This is a genomic window from Pectobacterium aroidearum (genome assembly GCF_015689195.1).
Lineage (GTDB): Bacteria > Pseudomonadota > Gammaproteobacteria > Enterobacterales > Enterobacteriaceae > Pectobacterium > Pectobacterium aroidearum.
Genome location: NZ_CP065044.1, coordinates 1778103 through 1796884 on the forward strand (window position 1 = coordinate 1778103; position 18782 = coordinate 1796884).

Annotated in this window: 15 protein-coding genes and 3 pseudogenes; 10 read left to right on the forward strand and 8 right to left on the reverse strand. The window is 48.4% G+C overall.

Annotated elements, in window-relative coordinates; genetic code table 11:
* Window positions 1-18: 18 nt before the first annotated feature.
* The 4 genes from I2D83_RS07930 to I2D83_RS07945 all read right to left on the reverse strand — a co-directional run bounded on the left by I2D83_RS07930 (window position 19) and on the right by I2D83_RS07945 (window position 6350).
* Window positions 19-1200: a mandelate racemase/muconate lactonizing enzyme family protein gene (locus I2D83_RS07930; protein WP_015840886.1), complete on the reverse strand. Its 1182-nt coding sequence runs from the start codon at window positions 1198-1200 to the stop codon at window positions 19-21.
* Between the two features lie 108 nt (window positions 1201-1308).
* Window positions 1309-2808, reverse strand: a complete 1500-nt coding sequence (locus tag I2D83_RS07935) for a SulP family inorganic anion transporter (RefSeq protein WP_181844652.1) — start codon at window positions 2806-2808, stop codon at window positions 1309-1311.
* A gap of 170 nt (window positions 2809-2978) precedes the next feature.
* On the reverse strand, window positions 2979-4778 hold the full coding sequence (lepA, locus tag I2D83_RS07940; RefSeq protein WP_205947847.1) for a translation elongation factor 4: 1800 nt from the start codon (window positions 4776-4778) through the stop codon (window positions 2979-2981).
* 267 nt (window positions 4779-5045) lie between these two features.
* On the reverse strand, window positions 5046-6350 hold the full coding sequence (locus I2D83_RS07945) for a lytic murein transglycosylase (protein ID WP_205947848.1): 1305 nt from the start codon (window positions 6348-6350) through the stop codon (window positions 5046-5048).
* Between the two features lie 349 nt (window positions 6351-6699).
* Here I2D83_RS07945 and I2D83_RS07950 point away from each other — a divergent pair.
* Both I2D83_RS07950 and I2D83_RS07955 read left to right on the forward strand, forming a co-directional pair.
* Window positions 6700-7332, forward strand: a pseudogene (locus I2D83_RS07950) (efflux RND transporter permease subunit); the annotation flags it as partial.
* 206 nt (window positions 7333-7538) lie between these two features.
* A pseudogene (locus I2D83_RS07955) lies at window positions 7539-8000 on the forward strand (MFS transporter); the annotation flags it as partial.
* 124 nt (window positions 8001-8124) lie between these two features.
* On the opposite strand, the gene I2D83_RS07960 reads toward I2D83_RS07955, so the two are convergent.
* Entirely contained in the window at window positions 8125-9297 is a 1173-nt protein-coding gene (locus tag I2D83_RS07960) for a dienelactone hydrolase family protein (RefSeq protein ID WP_181828958.1), read from the reverse strand.
* Window positions 9298-9647: 350 nt separating this feature from the next.
* On the opposite strand from I2D83_RS07960, the gene I2D83_RS07965 reads away from it, so the two are divergent.
* The 3 genes from I2D83_RS07965 (at window position 9648) to I2D83_RS07975 (ending at window position 11927) form a co-directional block, all read left to right on the forward strand.
* A protein-coding gene (locus I2D83_RS07965; protein WP_205946711.1) for an IS3 family transposase occupies window positions 9648-10759 on the forward strand; the annotation gives its coding sequence in 2 pieces (ribosomal slippage) (window positions 9648-9909 and window positions 9909-10759; 1113 coding nt in all).
* A gap of 632 nt (window positions 10760-11391) precedes the next feature.
* The gene (locus tag I2D83_RS07970; RefSeq protein WP_205947849.1) at window positions 11392-11646 is read left to right on the forward strand and encodes a hypothetical protein; all 255 of its coding nucleotides are present in this window, start codon (window positions 11392-11394) and stop codon (window positions 11644-11646) included.
* A complete protein-coding gene (locus I2D83_RS07975; protein ID WP_205947850.1) occupies window positions 11643-11927 on the forward strand; it encodes a conjugal transfer protein TraD in 285 nt (94 codons plus the stop codon). The genes I2D83_RS07970 and I2D83_RS07975 overlap by 4 nt, the downstream gene beginning before the upstream one ends.
* 88 nt (window positions 11928-12015) lie before the next feature.
* Here the strand turns inward: I2D83_RS07975 and I2D83_RS07980 are convergent, their stop codons facing one another.
* Window positions 12016-12456, reverse strand: coding sequence for an acetyltransferase (locus tag I2D83_RS07980; RefSeq protein WP_180789680.1), 441 nt, complete (start codon window positions 12454-12456; stop codon window positions 12016-12018).
* 70 nt (window positions 12457-12526) lie between these two features.
* Window positions 12527-12928 carry an H-NS family histone-like protein gene (locus I2D83_RS07985; protein WP_107169393.1) on the reverse strand — a complete coding sequence of 134 codons (402 nt, stop codon included), beginning with the start codon at window positions 12926-12928 and terminating at the stop codon, window positions 12527-12529.
* Between the two features lie 101 nt (window positions 12929-13029).
* On the opposite strand from I2D83_RS07985, the gene I2D83_RS07990 reads away from it, so the two are divergent.
* The 5 genes and pseudogenes from I2D83_RS07990 to I2D83_RS08010 all read left to right on the forward strand — a co-directional run bounded on the left by I2D83_RS07990 (window position 13030) and on the right by I2D83_RS08010 (window position 18080).
* On the forward strand, window positions 13030-13266 hold the full coding sequence (locus I2D83_RS07990; protein ID WP_104209892.1) for a hypothetical protein: 237 nt from the start codon (window positions 13030-13032) through the stop codon (window positions 13264-13266).
* An 81-nt stretch (window positions 13267-13347) separates the two neighbouring features.
* Window positions 13348-13899, forward strand: coding sequence for a type 4 pilus major pilin (locus I2D83_RS07995; RefSeq protein WP_205947851.1), 552 nt, complete (start codon window positions 13348-13350; stop codon window positions 13897-13899).
* A 121-nt stretch (window positions 13900-14020) separates the two neighbouring features.
* Complete coding sequence (gene pilV, locus I2D83_RS08000; RefSeq protein ID WP_205947852.1) at window positions 14021-15613, forward strand: shufflon system plasmid conjugative transfer pilus tip adhesin PilV; 1593 nt, start codon at window positions 14021-14023, stop codon at window positions 15611-15613.
* 188 nt (window positions 15614-15801) lie between these two features.
* Window positions 15802-17211, forward strand: a pseudogene (locus I2D83_RS08005) (S-type pyocin domain-containing protein); the annotation flags it as partial.
* 401 nt (window positions 17212-17612) lie between these two features.
* Window positions 17613-18080 (forward strand): DUF6392 family protein, encoded by a 468-nt coding sequence (locus I2D83_RS08010; protein ID WP_182099952.1) that lies wholly within the window; start codon window positions 17613-17615, stop codon window positions 18078-18080.
* A gap of 70 nt (window positions 18081-18150) precedes the next feature.
* Here I2D83_RS08010 and I2D83_RS08015 read toward each other — a convergent pair whose 3' ends face one another.
* Window positions 18151-18336 carry a hypothetical protein gene (locus I2D83_RS08015; RefSeq protein ID WP_205947854.1) on the reverse strand — a complete coding sequence of 62 codons (186 nt, stop codon included), beginning with the start codon at window positions 18334-18336 and terminating at the stop codon, window positions 18151-18153.
* Window positions 18337-18782: the final 446 nt, after the last annotated feature.

Here is an 18782-nt window from a genome sequence, read left to right on the forward strand (position 1 = left end):
CGACCTGCCGAAACACGGTTATTGATCGACGACGGAACCGTCGACGTGCAGTCGGGTTTTCAGGCCGCGACGGCGATAAGGGAAGCGGTTCTCCAGATCGTCCGCCAGCTCGATACCGATGCCTGATTGCGTCGGGATCTCCATAAATCCATCCACGCACTTGAAGGTGTTCTTCACCACGTCTTTTTTCCGCACGCCGTTCTCTACGCCAGTCGCACCAAATTTTTCCGACAGTGCCGGCTGGTCATCTCCCGGATATTCCAACAGCGCGAAGTTGGGAATGCTGACGGCGATCTGCAAACAGGCGGCAGTAGACACCGGGCTGAGCGGGTTGTGTGGCACCACCATTAAATCGTTGGCTTCTGCCAGCGCGGCCACTTTTTTCGCACCGGTAATCCCACCGCACATGCAGACATCAGGGCGTACATAGGCGACCGCGTTGCGGCGAATCAGCATCGCGAACTCCTGTGGATTATTCAGGCGTTCACCGGTGGCGATAGGAATATTGATTTTGTCGGCCACTTCAGCCATAGAATCGAAGTTATCCGCGCCGATAGGATCTTCAATGAAATAGGGATAAAACGGCTCAATGCCGCGTGCGAACACCACAGCATCGGCGGGTTTCAGACGGCGGTGAACTTCGATACACAGGTCGACATCGTTACCGACCGCTTCCCGATAAAGGCCGATGCGCTCGATGGCTTCGCCGATCTCTTTGGCGTGAGTAGTGAAGTAGGGCGCGTCGCGTGACTCATCCAGAAAAGGCGTCAGATGACCAATCGCGGTAAAGCCGTCAGCTTTGGCCTGTTTCAGGTTAGCGATGGTTTCTTCTGTAGTGCGACCACCCGCATGGGCATAAACGCGCGCCTTGTCGCGGCAGCGCCCGCCCAGCAGATTATAAACCGGCGTATCGTAATATTTGCCCGCGATATCCCACAGGGCGATATCGATGGCGCTGATCGCACCCATGATGGCGGCGCCGCGGAAATGCCAGCAGCGGTACATATATTGCCAATGGTGTTCGATACGCAACGGATCCTGCCCAATCAGATACGTGCGCAATGCCTCGACGGCACCTTTTGAGGCATCAAGAAAGCCCCAGGCACCAGATTCGCCAATGCCCGTTAGCCCTTCGTCGGTGGTGACCTCAACAAACATATATCGATTCGCGAGAATCACGCGCACGTCGGTAATTTTCATCAACCCTTTCCTTAAGTTAGCCTGCTTATCATTGAGTCTAATCACAGAGATGTGCGGGTTGTCAACGCTGGCGTCCGAGACGGTAGTCGTCTTCGAACGCCGGGTGACTTAGAGATGTCCTGACAGGCGCTGGTGAATTTTGGTGCTATGGGTATCTAACCCGACGATCGCGACTTTCGCATCGTAGCGATGATAGCGGGTCTCGATTGCGTCGAGCGCCGCCACGCTGGAGGCATCCCAGATTTGAGCGTGCGTCAGATCGATGGTGACGTTCTGCGGGTCCTGCGCATAGAGAAAGTGCTCGAAAAGATCGTTGCTGCTACCGAAGAAGAGCGGCCCACGTACCGTGTAGTGCACCGACTGGCCGTCTTCGCTCACCTGACGCTCCGCGTGAATGACGTGCGCCACGCGGCGTGCAAACAGCAGGATGGCAAAGATCACGCCGCCTGCCACGCCGATAGCGAGGTTGCCCGTCGAGACGGTCGCAATAACTGTCACGATGACCACCAGCGTTTCCGACAGCGGCATACGTTTCAGCGTCGCGGGGTGCAGGCTATGCCAGTTCATGGTTTTCAGCGCGACGATCATCATAATGCCCGCCAGTACCACCATCGGAATCTTCGCCATGATTTCGCTTAGTCCGGTCACCAGCAACAACAGCACCAGCGCGGCGGCGAGAGTGGAAATGCGCGTGCGCGCTTTGCCTAATTCCACGTTGACCACGGTCTGCCCGATCATCGCACACCCGGCAATGCCGCCATAAAATCCGGCGAAGATATTGGAAACGCCCAGTCCCCAGCACTCACGGCGCTTGCTGGACGGGGTATCCGTGATGTCGTCGACCAGTTTGGCGGTTAACAGTGATTCCATCAGCCCGACAAAGGCGATACTCAGCGCGGTTGGCCAGATGATGTGCAGTGTTTCAAGATTGAACGGCACCAGCCACTGGGTGAAGTCCGGCAATCCGGGCTGCATCGGGCCAGCATCGCCGACGTTAGGCACCGTGATGCCGGTAAAAATCGCAATCGCGGTCACCGACACAATGGCAACCAGCGGCGCGGGGATACTTTTCACCACATAGGGCAGCAGCAGAACAATCGCGAGCGTCAGCGCAAACAGCAGCCAGACAAGCGAGGATTGTCCGTAAACATGCGGCACCTGCGCGGCAAAAATCAGGATGCCCAGCGCGTTGACGAAGCCGATCATCACCGAGCGGGGAATATAGCGCATCATCCTCGCCAATCCGGCCAGCCCAAACAGAATCTGCACGATCCCAGCCATGATCACCGCAGGCAGAATATAGGCCACGCCGTGCGCGTGCACCATCGGACCGATAACCAGCGCCACGGCACCCGCCGCCGCCGTCACCATCGCCGGTCTGCCACCGAGAAAGGACATGGTGAAACATAATACGATGGAAGCAAACAGACTGACTTTGGGGTCAACTCCCGCAATGATGGAAAAGGAAATCACCTCTGGGATAAGCGCCAGCGCGGTGATGGTGCCCGCCAAAACCTCGCGCATTAGCAGCGAGGGCGAGCGTAATACAGCAAGCGTTGACGTCGCAGAGGGCGCTGGCGTCGGCGTTGCGTCGGGTGATGAGATCATATATGCAGGCTTAATTTTTATGTCATAACAAAAGGCGGGAGAGGATAAATTATCGGCAGGATAAAAGATACTGTCCTTCATCGGCGGGCAGGGAAAAGCCCGCGGAGAAATGAAGGGCGGATATCCTTGCCGCGATATCCGCCCGATCGCTGTGTTTGCGTCGTCAATAACTAGGCATCAAGTGCCAGAATAGCCATAAACGCCTCACGCGGAATATCTCGTTTTGAGAACCCAGTATTGTGTTTTTTGTTTTCCCGCTGTTTACGGATCAGGCGCTGTTTTTGCGACAGGCTACCCTGAAAGCCTTGTGCCAGTGCGCTTTTGCGTAGCGGGGGAATATCTTCGCGAGCGATGACGCGATTGCCTATTTTGGCCTGAGCAGGGACGGGATATAGCTTGCGTGGAATCACGTACTTCAACGTTTTCACGATCTCGGTTGCTCGCGGCCAGGCCTTGTGACGGGGAATGATGAAAGAGAAAGCATCAACTAACTGGCTATCAAGATAAATATCACAACGCACCAAATCGGAACGTCGGTAGCCATCTAACACGTAGTCCAACGTCGCGTAGCCTTGTGTCAGTGATTTCAGAGCATCAAAGAAGCCAAAGACCATTTCGCTAAGCGGCAATGTCCAGTTGAGTGCCACCAGACCATTATCAAGGTATTGCATATCGATAAATTCCCCGCGCCGCGATGCGCCATATTCCATCAGTGTGCCAACGTAGCGCTGGGGTGAGTGAATCGTGCAGATAACGTAGGGTTCTTCGACAAAATTTAACGTCTCTTCACCGGGGAAATGTGCCGGATTATCGATGGTCTGGCTCTGGCCGTTATGCAATGTAACCCGATATTCCACGCTGGGCGCGGTGGCGATCACGGAGATGCCGTACTCGCGTTTGAGCCGTTCGCGCACAATATCCATATGTAACATTCCAAGAAAACCACAGCGGAAACCGGCACCCAGTGAGGCGGACACATCGGGAGTCATGTGCAACGCCGCGTCATTAAGCGACAGCTTATTCATGGCGTTGCGCAGGCTTTTCAGATCGTCGTCCGCATCGGGGTAGAGCCCAGAAAATACGACAGGTTTTATTTTCTGATAGCGCGCAACCGGTTCTGTCGCGGGGCGATCGGCTAAGGTTAGCGTATCGCCCACCCGAATCGCGGCGGCATCTTTCAATCCGGCAGCGAGATAACCCACTTCACCCTTTCTCAAGACGCGACGAGGCTGGCGTTGGGGAGAAAAAACGCCAGTTTCGGTGACGTCGAAACACGTGCCGGATGACATAAAACACAGCGTTGATCCTGCCTGAACGCTGCCATCCACCACGCGAACGTGCATGATTGCGCCCTGATAGGGATCGTAATGTGAGTCAAACACCAGCGCGCGCAGCGGCGCATTAGCGATCCCTTTTGGCGCCGGGAAGCGGTGAGCAACAACACTCAGCACCGCCGCCACGCCTTCTCCGGTTCTGGCCGAGACGGACAGCACGGTAGTGATATCCAGCGAAGGAATATCTGCTAACTGCTGCATTACCTGCGGCACGTTAGCCTGTGGGCTGTCGATTTTGTTCAGGACGGGCAAAATGGTTAACCCGGCTTGTTGAGCGAGATTGAGGTTGGCGATGGTTTGTGCCTGAACGCCCTGCGTGGCGTCAATCAGGAGAATAGCGCCGTCACAGGCGGCCAGACTACGGGAGACTTCCGCAGAAAAATCGACGTGCCCCGGCGTATCCACCAGATTGAACTGATACGGCTGGCCGTGTTCATCCTGATAGCTCATGCACACGGTTTGCAATTTGATCGTGATACCGCGTTCCCGCTCTATCTCCATCGAATCTAGCAGCAGCTCACGCATGTCACGCTGAGCGACGGTGGCGGTTATTTCAATAAAACGGTCGGCGAGGGTGGATTTGCCATGATCGACATGGGCAATAATGCAGAAATTACGAATCTGAGGTGTACACATAGAACAAGGCCTTTCACATCATAATGCCTGACTCGGTATCGTCGGGAGCAGGCAGAGAAATTCGCGCTGAAAAACTTCAGCGAAGGTGAAAATCAAAAGATGTAAAAGTGAATAGCCGCGGCGATGATAGCGCGTTTTATTTTGCTGCGGCAAGTCATGATGTTTGAGGGGGGTTGTTCCCCGAGAATGATTGCTCGATTGACGTCATTCCGCCGCCAGCCGTTTGCCATGCGCTCGGCGTTACCCGCTCACATTGAGCGCCCATGTTTACTGGCAGCGCAGCCTGTCAAGCAAGGCATGGTCGGGGTAGCCATCCGGCGGTAACCCTTCCTGTTGCTGGTAGGCGCGGATCGCCTGCGTGGTGCCGCGGCCAATGTTGCCGTCAATCGCACCCTGATAGAGCTGTTTTTCCTGTAACAGAATTTGCAGCGCCTCGCGTTCTTTGCGTGTTAACGGCATTTCCTGCCGCGGCCACGGTTTGCGTACCGGCGCATCGTGCTGGTAGTTATCCGACAACAAGCCGACAGTAAGCGCATAGGAAACGTCATTGTTATACCGCAGAATGGCGCGGAAATTCTCCGTCACCAGAAACGCCGGGCCATTCTTCCCTGTCGGCAGCAATATCGAGGCTTTCTCCGAAGACAGCGCTGTCAGATCTCTAGGCACAGCGGTTTTTACCCCGAGCGCCTGCCAGTCAGCGACGGTTTTCTGGTTATCCATACCGGAAAGAGAATAATCAAAACCGGTGGGCAGATTCACTTCAAACCCCCAGGGGACGCCCGCCTTCCATTTAGCCTGCTGCATATAGTTTGCCACCGACGCCAGCGTGTCTGGGAAAGAGGTCCAGATATCAGGGTGGCGATCGCCATCAAAATCAACGGCATATTGCAAGTAAGAGGTCGGTATGAACTGAGGCATCCCCATTGCTCCAGCCCAGGAGCCTTTAATTTGTTCTGGCCGCGTATTGCCGTTTTGAATCATACGTAACGCCGCGATCAGATTCTGCCGGTTAAACGCACGACGATAATTGTAGTAATCCAGCGTGGCCAGTGAGCGTATGACCGCTTTGTTGCCGGTATTGGCACCATAATGACTTTCAATGGAGAGAAAGGCGAACAGCAGTGGCGGATCCACCTGATAGCGCTGATTGATGCGCGTCACGACGTCCGCGTATTGCTTAAGCAGCGTTTTCCCCTGCGCAATATTTTCCAGCGTGATCCGCTGTTCAAGGTAGGTCCACACGGGAGTGACCAACTCAGGCTGTTTTTGTGTGGCGGCTACCACGTCGGTGTCCGGCGTCAGACCAGCCAACGCGTTATCAAAGGTATCCGCCGTAATTCCCTGAGAAAGAGCTATCTGTCGTAGTTCCGCCTTCCATTGCTCTATGCTTTTGTCGGGCACGGGGAGACCCGTGGACGTGTCGGTGACACCGTGCGATTGTAGTAACCCGCTAATATCCTTGCATTCACGAGGTGTGTGAGCGCATGAACTCAACACACCGGAACCGATCATCAACACCATGACTCTCGACATCACCAGCATGGATGATGCCTGCGTTCTGTTATTGACCATGTGACTGCTCCATATAAGAGAGATACCCATCACACCGCAACTCGAATGATTTAGGGTATAGAGATGTATCGAAAGCAGGCCCGTAACGCCACAACCGAATCATCGTTGTCGGGCACCACTATGAAATCGTGCAACCTCTCTTAGAGTAATAATGCAGCAATACGTCAGAATATACAGACAACCATGGACACAAGTGTCACTAACCACACTCATCCGTAAGCATTACTTCTGTTTTCGTAACGGCGTATTGCCACAGGCTTTGCTCCCCGCCGCGACACCTCGTTTAGTGTTGCGGTGTCCACTCTCAGGTTCGTGGGGTTATGACGTCTTCGCGGTGGTTTCTGGAGGCTGCCAGCCGCCGGATGTTTCTATGGCGATCCTGAAACAGCTACAGCCCATCATTGATACGCTTCCCGCCGGATACCGTATTGAACAGGCTGGCCCGATTGAAGAGTCAGGGAAAGCCACTCAGGCAATGGCGCCGCTGTTTCCGATCATGATTGCCATCACGCTACTGATCATCATCCTACAGGTGCGCTCAATGTCGGCAATGGTGATGGTGTTTCTCACTTCACCACTGGGGCTGATTGGTGTGGTGCCGACGCTGTTGCTCTTCAATCAGCCGTTTGGCATCAATGCGCTTGTGGGGTTGATTGCGCTCTCTGGTATCCTGATGCGCAATACCTTGATCCTTATCGGGCAGATCCATCACAACGAGCAAGAAGGGCTCTCGCCATTCGATGCGGTGGTGGAGGCGACGGTGCAGCGAGCCCGCCCCGTGTTACTGACGGCAATGGCCGCCATTCTGGCGTTTATCCCGCTGACGCACTCGGTGTTTTGGGGAACGCTGGCTTATACCCTGATTGGCGGAACGTTTGGTGGCACCATCATCACACTGGTGTTTCTGCCAGCGATGTATGCCATCTGGTTCAAAATACGCCCAGAGAATAAGAAGCACATCGATAAACCCGTATCGGTGTAAACCGTCATCCCTATAAAAACGCTCGTCACATAAGGTGGCGAGCGTTATCCCGTCTGCTGCGTTGCACATATTTCCACGCCGTCATTACCGTAAGACCACCATGAGTACTGTCATTATGGCGAAAACGTATTCCTTTGACGCCCCACGATTAACCGGAAAAATTGTTGCACTCTTGGCGGGGCTTTCGGCCATTAGCATTTTGTTTTCAGGCCGGGCTTTATTTCGCCTCCACCGTGTTCGTTGTCTTTGGTGCGGGTATGGCCGCGCCGCGACTTGCCCACCGTTATGGACCGCGAAGGATAGCGTCGGTGGGGCTCGCTATCGCGTTAGCCGGCGGGAGTTTGCTACTGTTTGGGCCGAAGGCTCCAGGCCTGAGTTGGTATACCTTTTCCATGATCGTGTTCCTCTGGGGAATGGGCTTAGCCAATCCACTGGGAACGGCAATAACCATGGGTCCTTTCGGAAAAGAAGCGGGTCTGGCGTCTGCGCTACTTGGCTTCTTGACGATGGGAATGGCGGCGATGACAACCTGGCTGGGCTCTGTGCTGCCGTTTCCCCCTGTCACCACGCTAGGTGGTATACAGGCAACAGCCTGTTTGATTGCACTGGTATTGTTTTGCTGTAGCGCATTCGTGAGAGCGAATACGCGCTCAAGGGAAATTATATAGAAAATCCCAGCCCAAAAGAGGAGGGCTGGATGATCGGAGAAGGCTTTCTCGTTAATCGATTGAAAGGGAAATTCCCACGAGAAAAACGCCAGTCCTGAAGCTTTATTAAGGACTGGCGACAGCGTTACTGTGTTACCACCACATCATTGATGGCATAGACAGTACAGTTGGCAGCCCCTTTTGGCTGGAATTTTTCACAGTTTCTGACGGCGGTATCAGCCGCTTCATGGCCGGTCCGTGCCCAATATGCCGTTCCCCATGCCCCGTCTTTTCCTGTCGCAAATGCCTTCTCATAAAGCCGTGCCGCTTCGTATTTCCTGAACGCTTTTTTGCCCGCAAGGTTATTAAGGTTTGCGGGGGAAGTAAGGTGTACTGTCGGTAAGGAGACGACTTCATCGACTGGCAAGTGTTGCTGCGCAAGGAATCCCGCAACGGTTTTCCACCAGAAATCTTCTGGTGCGGTATCCATAAAGACGTGTCCATTCGTTCCAAAAGCAGGCATTTCAATAAATGCAGCGTTACCTCCACCGCTACGATAGGCCTCAGAAAAGGCTCTACCCATTTCTGGCGTGAAAGATTGATCGTTGCTGGAATAGAGCCACAGTGAAGGGATGCGAGCAGTGAGGCCATAAGTGGTGAATGCGTTAATCAGACCGGCTCTATCACAAAGTGATTTGCCGTCGATGGAACCTCTACCACCGTCAAAATTGATGATAGCCTGAACACCGGGCGGGTTAACCGCGCTGGTTGCCAGAACAGCAAAACCGCCTGCTGACATGCCTGCCAGAACTGCTTTATCTGGAGAAGCCCAGGGCTGGAGCCTTATTACTTCAAGCGCAGCCAGTATATCTCTTGTGTCTTTTTCACCTGCCAGCTTATGCAGAGGCTGTTTACAGGAGCCGCCTGAATATTCAGCTCCGCCGCTTGAATAACCGTATCCCTCCCGCAGAACGGTAACCGCCGCATAACCGTGGCGCGCAAAGGCAAGCGCTGTGGACGATTCACGATTTGGGTTTATTTCCCAGCGATCAAACTCAGCAGTACCCACGGTGCCATTAGTAATCACCACTACCGGGAGTTTCGTTTGGCTGACTGGCCGGGTGACGAATGCATCGAGTAGTGCTGGCTCACCATTATTCAGTGTGACCTGTAATGAAAGCGGTTCTCTGATTAGTCCTTCGAATTGCTGGTGTTTGAGCGAAACATCCGGTAGAGCAGCGATGGAAGAAAAGGTAAGACAAAACAATGCAGTAATGACGGTTACTCTGATTAGGTCGGCCACCGAGTGATGTCGCATTCTTGTTAACCTTGTCTGGTATGTGGTGATGTGTTTTTGTTCAACACGCCTCGATGAATATCAGGTATTCATCGAGGCCTCAACAGCAACTGAAAGTCTATTTAACGGTGGTTTAAATAAGTCCAGGCTGAATGCATCGGAAGCGTGGAGGAGCTGTCATCGGGCTTGAGGCTGCGGATTTTCACGCCGCCAAGAGGCATTTTGGGGGAACGCAGATAGCTAACCAATTTTGCCCCAAATCTGATCACCTGCTTTTCCCGTGTGAGGGTATTGTAAGTATCCCTGCAATACGGACCATTCACTTTTAGAGATCTTCCGACATACTAACTATGTCCCCTGAGGAGATCGCTATGCGCAAGATCCGATTCACTGAACACCAGATCATCGCCGTTCTGAAGTCCGTCGAAGCCGGACGAACCGTCAAAGATGTCTGCCGCGAAGCCGCTATATCCGAAGCCAGCTATTACAACTGGAAAGCAAAATACGGCGGGATGGAAGCGGCTGATATTAAAAAGATCAAAGATCTGGAAGACGAGAACCGGCGGCTCAAACAGATGTTTGCCGACCTCAGTCTGGAATGCCGGGCGCTAAAAGATGTTATTGAAAAAAAGCTTTAAAACCAGCGATAAAACGTGAGCTCGTCAGTTATCTGACCTCGCAGTTTGCGATGAGCATACGTCAGGCATGCAGGACGTTATCGTTGAGCAGGACGGTGTTTTTATACCAGCCAGATACCCGGCGTGATGAATCGGTGATCCAGGGGCTGCTAGTGATGGCTGAACGCTATCCACGATACGGATTTAAGAAGCTTTTTCAGGTATTGCGCAGGCAGGGGAATACCTGGAATCACAAGCGTGTTCACCGAATTTACTGTCTTCTGAAACTGAATTTTCGTCGCAAAGGAAAGCAACGTCTGCCGGTGCGTAATCCGGCTCCACTGGCGACCCCAGAGGCGCTGAACCAGAGCTGGTCCATCGATTTTATGCACGACGCGCTGGTCTGCGGCAGACGCTTCAGAACCTTCAATGTGGTGGATGATTTTAACCGGGAAGCCCTGGCCATTGAAATTGACCTGAATATCCCGGCCCAGCGTGTTGTCCGGGTACTGGATAGGATCGTGGCAAACCGTGGATATCCGCTGAAGATGAGGATGGATAATGGGCCAGAACTTATATCGCTGGCGCTGGCTCAATGGGCCGAAGAGCATGGCGTGATGCTGGACTTTATCAAGCCGGGTAAACCGACGCAAAACGCATTTATCGAACGCTTTAACCGGACGTACCGGACCGAAATACTGGATTTTTATCTGTTCAGAACACTGAATGAAGCACGGGAAATTACAGAGCGCTGGCTGGCTGAATATAACGGTGAGCGGCCCCATGAATCCCTGAATAACCTGACGCCGGAAGAGTACCGTCTGATGGCTGAAAACCCGGAAATCTCAAAAAGTGCGTGGAACTAAAACGGGTGTGCTTACATTAGCTGTTCACTATAATCCCGATATTTATTCTGTAATAAAAGTTAAGTTTATTGAGATATGGAAAAATATTAAGGTCTTAAATTCAACTAATACTCAATAGACGTAGTGTGCCCAAATAGTATTATCTAGTGTGTGTACACATCTGGTCATGATCTATCCAGTATCATCAATTTCTTTCTTAGACCCTTGCAAACATGCCGTAAAAAATCTAGTTGCCATTTTGCTGGTAAACAATTCTCATTGGCTGATATTCACTTTAATTTTTTATTATATCGATATTTTGATATTAATATTGGAAGGCTATGTTATCCATTAGTGCGTCTTTGATTTTCTGCTATTTTGTATATAAAAGAAAAATGTTTGCTAAAATGGTGATGATGTGAATAACGAATAGTGGTTTAGTAATCTACTCTGTAGAGATCTTGTTGAGATCATAGCAGTTATTCATTTTTCAGGTTTAGTGCAGCATTAATTTCATTGGCAACCAATTCTGTGATGTGGAACATGATTATAGTTCTAATGATTTTTTATTTCATTAAATAAATAATCTTCCTGTATTGATAATTATCCAAAATATGTTAAAGGATAATGAACAACAAACACAAGGAGGTTTAATGTATAAAAACAATGATGAAGCCATTGATTGGGAAGCCAAGCGACTTTTAGATGATGGTATCTATACCGATACAGAACAAGCCTATTTAGAAGCAGAAAAGATAGTAATCAATATTAGGGAACAAGCAAAGCAGCGCCAGATTAAAAAACATTTCAAGATGAAAATAAAATCAATCAAGAAAAAACTGAATAATGATGACTATGCGAATATTCCTTATGATAAAAATAGAAAACATTGGGGGAATGACATATGACAACAAAAACAATCAAACAACAAATTGCTTCAGCACAAGAACGTCTATACTTCTTGGAAGCTAAAAAGAAACAGCAAACGAAAAAAGAAAATACACGTCAGAAAATTATTTTCGGTGCAGAGGTTGCCAAAATATTAGGATGTGATATTGGTTATGTAGATAAGGAATTGGTCTTTGGGATTCTGCTTGATATCCCAAATCTTCATGAAAGCGATATTGAAAGGTATAAAGCACAAGGCCAAACTTATATCGAAAGGGTTTTAAATAAATCCAAACAGTAGTTTTCCTTTTCACGTCCGAACGGTGAGCCGACCTAAAACTTGTTTTTAGGTCGGTGAACTGTTGAGCAAGCCCAAGAGGGCGCGGTAGCTAATTTTGTCGAAATCGAAGATGGATGAGTGGGTAAGGACGTCCCTGACTGTCAAATTCAGAACGTCCCACATGTTCAAAGCCAATATGCTCATAGAACTCCATAGCCTGTGCATTCTGCTCATTTACATCAGTAGTTAACCGAGAATATTGTGAGAGTGCTGTATGCACCAGTGCTTTTCCTACGCCTTGCCCATGATAATCTGGATCTATAAAAAGCGCTTCCATATGCCCGTCATGTAAATACATGAAACCAATTGGTTGTCCTGTTGATTCACATGCAAGAGTCAGTTCGACTGTAGGAAAGAATACGGCAAGTTCTTTTTCTATTGCCGAACGATCTTTTACCGCTAAGAAATGATGTGTCGCATCAACAGCCTTACACCATATTTCCAAAATACGAGGGATATCTTGTTTTGTAGATGAGCGGATTTTAAGCATGTGCGGCCTTGATTTGTTAGATAACCGTCAGCGATGAGTTCTGCCAACGGTTTTGATAAAAATAATTCTATCAGATTTCAAAATCTTCCAAAGTCTTACCATTTTCAAGCGCAGCGGCGATAGCTTTTGGTGTACGGCCCTGACCTGTCCATAACTTTTCATTGCCGTTTTCATCGACATATTTATATTTGGCTGGACGAGGAGCGCGTTTAGATTTTGCTGACTTGGTGGCAGAAACAGAACCAAGCAGTTCAGCAGGATCGATACCATCTTCTAACAGTTTGGCACGAAGAGCTTCAATTTTTGCCAGACGTTCAGCCTGTTCTTGTTGAACTTTGGTTTCTTCTTCACGGCGCTCTTCAACAATAACGGTGAGCTTTTCCAGCATTTCTTCCAGTGTCGCCAGATCGGTTTCTCGTGCCTGAGCACGCAGGGTACGAATGTTATTTAATACTTTGAGAGCTTCACTCATAGCTTATTATCCTGATGGTGATAAAGAATCATTGATAGGTATATCGAAATTTGACACATGTCAGTAATAAATTATATATCAGTATAGAGACGGAGGAAATAATGAAAAAGAAGAAATCAAAGAAAAATCCGCTTGAGGATACGGCTGTGTTAAGTCGAATTGCCAAAAACGCCTCACAGAAAGCGATCAACGAGGCATTCAGGGCTGGAATGCCTATCCACTGTATTTCAGAAGGAAAACTGGTAAAAGTGTATCCTGATGGAAGAATAGAGTGTGTGAAAGATCTGAATATAGAACCTATTTCTCTCGCATCAGCCGTTCGTCAGTTATCCCGCTAATTACACACCGCTATCTATTGTTTAATTCAATGTAATTGTTTATCTGTTTTTCATCGTTTGGATGAAAAGGAGTTAAATAGGGTGTTATTAAAAAATAGAAAATATAGAAAAGGGTTCTCTCTGCTTGAGCTAATATTGGTTTTAGGTGTTATTGCCGGGTTGATTGTCAGTGCATTTATGATTTACCCCAAGGCTCAGGCGGCACAGAGTGCAGAGATTGAAGTAAAAAACATTACCGCTATCGTGTCTGGGATAAATGCTATTTATGGCTCCAGTACTAATTATACAGGCATCAATGCAAGAACATTAATTGATGCGAAAATCATACCAAACCAAATGAGAAATGGAAATACTTATCAAGTGATTAATGTATGGAAAGGACCTGTAAACTTTAGTTATGGGGTGAGTAATTTCTCTATTACATACGGTAATGTTCCCTCTGTTGAGTGTGCCAAGTTAGTGTTAGCAACGGCATCTATGTTTTCAACTATATCTGTTGGTGATAATGAGGGTTATGATGAAGAAGGTAATGAAGTCGGAACCAGTGGTACAGTGAATCAGGGCGTTAAAAATATCGATGAGATCACTAAATATTGTTCTAATGAAAACAATGTTATTACATTTGGTTATTAATTGATTATTTTCTTTCTTCTAATAATAAGCTGACATGATAAATAAATAAGTGAACTGATATCTTGACCGATTTTCTATTTTTGCTAATTAACATGTATGTAAATAAAAAAGGACGATGAAAATGAAAATAACAAATCAAAAAGGGTTTTCCCTATTGGAAATAACATTGGTGTTAGGTATCGGCACAGCAATGGCATTCATGAAGTTTCAGGACATGAAAAGCGATCAAGAGAAAGTAGTGGCGAATACCGTTGGTGCTCAAATGAAACAGATGGGGGAGGCGGTTAATCGTTATATCAGTATTCGTTATGACAAACTTTCAACATTAACTTCAAGCAGCAGCCAGAGCAGTGATCCGGGACCAAGAACCTGTTCTGCTAATGGTTGTGAAATTACGTATCAGACGCTGGTGAATGAAGGGCTGTTGCCTGTCAGTTATACCGGAATCAATGCGCAGAAATCATCTTATAAAATCATGTTAAAGCGCGATGGGGGTTCACCTAATTACGTTATTAACGGACTGGTTATCACCACGTTGCCGTGGTCAGAAGGGAACCGTGTTCGCTATGACTTATTAGGCCGTGCTATGCAGGCGGCTGGCATTGATAGTGGTATGACGCAATCCGCAACGGTGGCATCAGGTACGGCTGGTCAATGGACTGAAAACCAAAATAGCTACAGTGGGATTAATGCGGCGGGATTATTGGCCTACCGTGTAGGATACGATAGTTCTATGTATTCGGTTTACCTGCGTCGTGATGGAACACTCCCTATGACAGGTGATTTGAATATGGGCGGTCAAAGTATCAACAACGCCAAAGACATTACCGCATCGGGTGACGTGAACGCGACCTCATTTAATGGCACCTATGGGCGTTTTGCCAAGAACGTCAATGTGTCTGAGGATTTAAATGTTATTGGGTTTTCCACATTTGGTAAGAACGTATCGATGAACAGTCAGCTTACGGTAAAAAACGGCATCAACTCTGAAAACTACATTTCAGCCAAAACCCAGAGCAGCAAACTTCAGATTGGTGGCGGTGGCAGCAGCGATCCGAATATGATCCTGTTGAATGTATCTGGCGGAGCAGGTGATGGCTACCTTTCCCTGAATGGGAATAACAATTCCTCTGTTAAGCTGGATATCTGGGGAAGCCAGAGAGTGAGAGGCGACCTTACCTTATCGGGTTCAAATGATGGAAAAACGACAGGGGCCATTTCTGCGTCAGGAAATATTACGGGTAAATATTTGCAGCCTGCTTCAATATCAATTGCGGGTGAGGTTTGTTCGCCTGATGGTCTGATAAGCAGGGATGAAACAGGCGCGATATTGTCCTGCCAGAATGGGGAATGGAAAGGAACAGGTGGCGGAAGTATCACCCGAACAGCCACTGACAGTTTACGTTTTCAGTCTACAGGGGATTTTAACTATCTTAATGTGTTTGTGGCGTCAAAATTTTATCCGGCAGATGGTACACACACCGGTTCAGCCACGTTTAATGTTCTGGTAGGGGGTAAGACGGTGGGACAAATCACGACCTCCATTACGGTCTGGAAAGCTGGGAGTCGTGGAGATTACTGGGGATATGAAAATACGGGCGCGACATTGCGTATGTTTACTACCGCAGTAAAGCAGGGCGATGTTGTTCAGGTAGTTATGGCAAGTTCTGGATTTCATAGCAGCAGTGATATCAGCGTTTCATTATCTCAGTAAGCGTATGGCGAATAGGGATTTTTTGACAGGTTTATGACTTAATAAGAAATAATATCTGAACCTAAATAAAAATCTTATTCATCATCTCTGTATCGATGCCTGATACGGGTTTCGGTATTGAATCATCCATAAAAAGCGCCCAACATTCAGCCCTCAAAGGAATGTTTTACTGTCAAAGGAGAATGACAATGCCGGGTGCTGCCCGTCTTAATGATATCGGAAGTGGTCATGACTGTTTCCCTGAAACACCGATAATCGAAGGCAGTTCTGATGTAATTATTAATGGTCAGCCTGCTGCCCGTCAGGGGGATGTTGTTCTGCTTCATGGTTGTCCCTGTCCCAATGCACCACATGGTGTGCATTCCCGAAAAATAGCAGAAGGTTCATCGACCGTCCTTATTAACGGCAAGCCCGCTGCGCGTATTGGGGATGGTATCAATTGTGGTGGTGTCATTGCTTCCGGTAGTGGCAACGTCATCATTGGTGATACACCCCATCGTTCTCCGGTTCAGGACTGTGCTAAACAGGCAGCATTAACCCGTGCGCCATTGCTGGCGTTAACACCAATGTTGGTCGTCGAGCCTGTCTTTGCTAAATCCTGCTTACGTGGTGCGGGTTGTACTGATGCGGGAAAGGAAGACGAGCCACAGGGCAACATCGGTGAAATGAGTTTTTATGTCGCTGAACCTGTTGAGCAGGCTAATCCCTCGCAAGAAAAATCAGTTGAGGTAAAGCAGTATGCGCAGGCAGCGAAAAAGAAAAATACGTCTTCTGCTGTTTCTTCTCCTCAGTCATTTGCCGGAAAAAACGAACCATTACCCAATACCCCGCCCGGTGCGATTAACAAGCCTCAGATACCCCCGATGGAGCCGTGGTATAAAACGGTATTTGATCTGTTAGTGGGTAAAGCGGATGCGGCAATGTTGCCGCCACCTCAACCAGTGGTAATGGCAGGTTCGGCAGCACAGGCGGGTGCGACCGCTGCTGCGGGTGGCGCTGTAGCGCAGGCCAATCAGGATGCAGCAAAGGCACTGACACATCAGATGAAACGATTTTCTGGTCCATCAATCTGGCAAGGCCAGTTGCAGATGGCGCAGAGTTTTTTGCTGATGGGGGCGCTGATTCAGGATCTCCTGAAGGGTGAGAAAGCAGACTTACTGACACCTGAAAAGTTATTGGAGGTAGCGAAGAAACAGGGAACGGTGCCCAGCCGTGTGCGTTATCAGTGGGTGGAAGATGAGGAAACGGGCAGGCTGAAGGCGGTTGGCTACCACACCAGTATGGAAAGTGGTCGTGAGCAGGTTCGCGTCAGATTACTGAAACATGATTTCCCCAATAACCGTTACGAGTTCTGGGAAGAGAGCGCAACCGGACCAACGATTCTATGGACACCGGATAATCCGGGTATCGAATTACCCACGGATACGGCACATGGTGAACAGCCTGTTATTCCGTCAGCAGTGCCGGGATTTGAAATTCCAGAGATGGATGATGTCAGTATTCTTGCGACACCAATGCCGGACGAGAAGGATTTTCGGGATTACATTCTGGTGTTCCCTGAGAATGCGTTTCCACCGATTTATATTTATTTGAGTAAGCCCCCGGTTGAGTTTTTAGAAGTCGAGCTTTACAGTGATTTTGAAGGCAGATCACGGCAGGGGGAATATCAAGTTGACCACATGCCTTCGGCTGCAGCTGTAAAAGCTCACTACAAACGTTTGCATCCAGAGCTTGGACCAAAGGAGCTGAAAAAACTGTCTAAAAGGGTTGCTGCCATTGCTGTCCCTACTGGCGTCCATCAAAAAAATAGTGAAACATACGGTGGTCGAAATACGCCAGAAAAAGTCGAAGCAGATAGTCATGATCTTCGCTCTGCTACTGACAGTAACTTTGATGCGGAAAAGCAGGCGCTTAAAGAACATGGCGCAACGGAAGAGCAATTAGAAGAAGCAAGAGCAAAATTGCACCAACTAAATGAAAGTGTGGGGTTGTACAAAAAATGACTGTGAATGTTGAAGCATTATTTAATCGAATAGGTAAAACTTACCAAGAGATCTTTGATGAAGGATTGATTCCTTATAAAACTAAGCCTAAAGGGGATTCAGGCGATCCTGTATTAGATTTAGATATGGTCAAAGAATCTGTTTACTTAGCTTTTCATCGCTCATCGAGAAAATTGTTTTGTGTGACACTTACACTCTTTGATGAAGACAGGCCAACACAGCAATTCCCAAATGAGCTTCCTCTTCCTTTTAAGAAGGAAATGAGCATCGACTGGATGCATGAAAAATTCGGCATTCCTGAGAAAACCATCCCTTCCAAGGTTATTGGAGGTCTTCAGTTTGGAATGAAAGAAAAGTATAAGTTAGATGGTTTTCATATACCTTTAGCAATGCAGATAGCTTATACCGAGAAAAATACTGTTGAATCAATAACAGTTATGCCAACAGAAGAAATGAAGTGGTAATTACACAAATTAAATTACGATCTCGGAATAGCAGCACAACGACCTGTGTGCTGCTCAACTTACCACACAATTAAAGCTGTTCTACTGGAATCACTTCTGGCGTATGAAAAGTACGAAATAACAGATCAATCCGTTCACACAAAACAAAGATCAAAATCTCTTTTGCCTTGGGTTCATCCAGTTCAACAACGGCGTAAATTAATGCCCGACACTGATCGATGATTTCTTCCAGTTCCAGTGGGGTGTTATCGAACATGATAAGCCCCCGCTGCTGGATGTTGATATGTGGCAAAAAAAGCAGTAGCCAGATGCAGATTTTCAGGAAGGGAATAGGTAAACTGACAGACAGCCATAGCGTTACTCCGTATAACGTTGAGGTTAGCCCTTGTCTGGTATCGCAAGTACCTTTCAGGGGCGAAACAGGTGTTCAGGTGGTCTTTTGTCAAGTCTCGTACCTGATTCGCTGCAATGTAAGGCTAGGGCTGCTGCTAGTCAATTGCTAAACGCGATACTGGAAAATTCACTGGTGGCAAGTCTCCAACTTTTTAGAACCGCATAGCTCCATAACTAAGTTAGCAGTTGGATGACGATGCTGTGAATATGGACTGCTCTAAGGAGTTGACACGGTAGGAACTGATGAAGCAAGTGATTATGCTAAAAGATTAACCCTTAAATTATGATTTTAAAATTTGTTATTCGCAT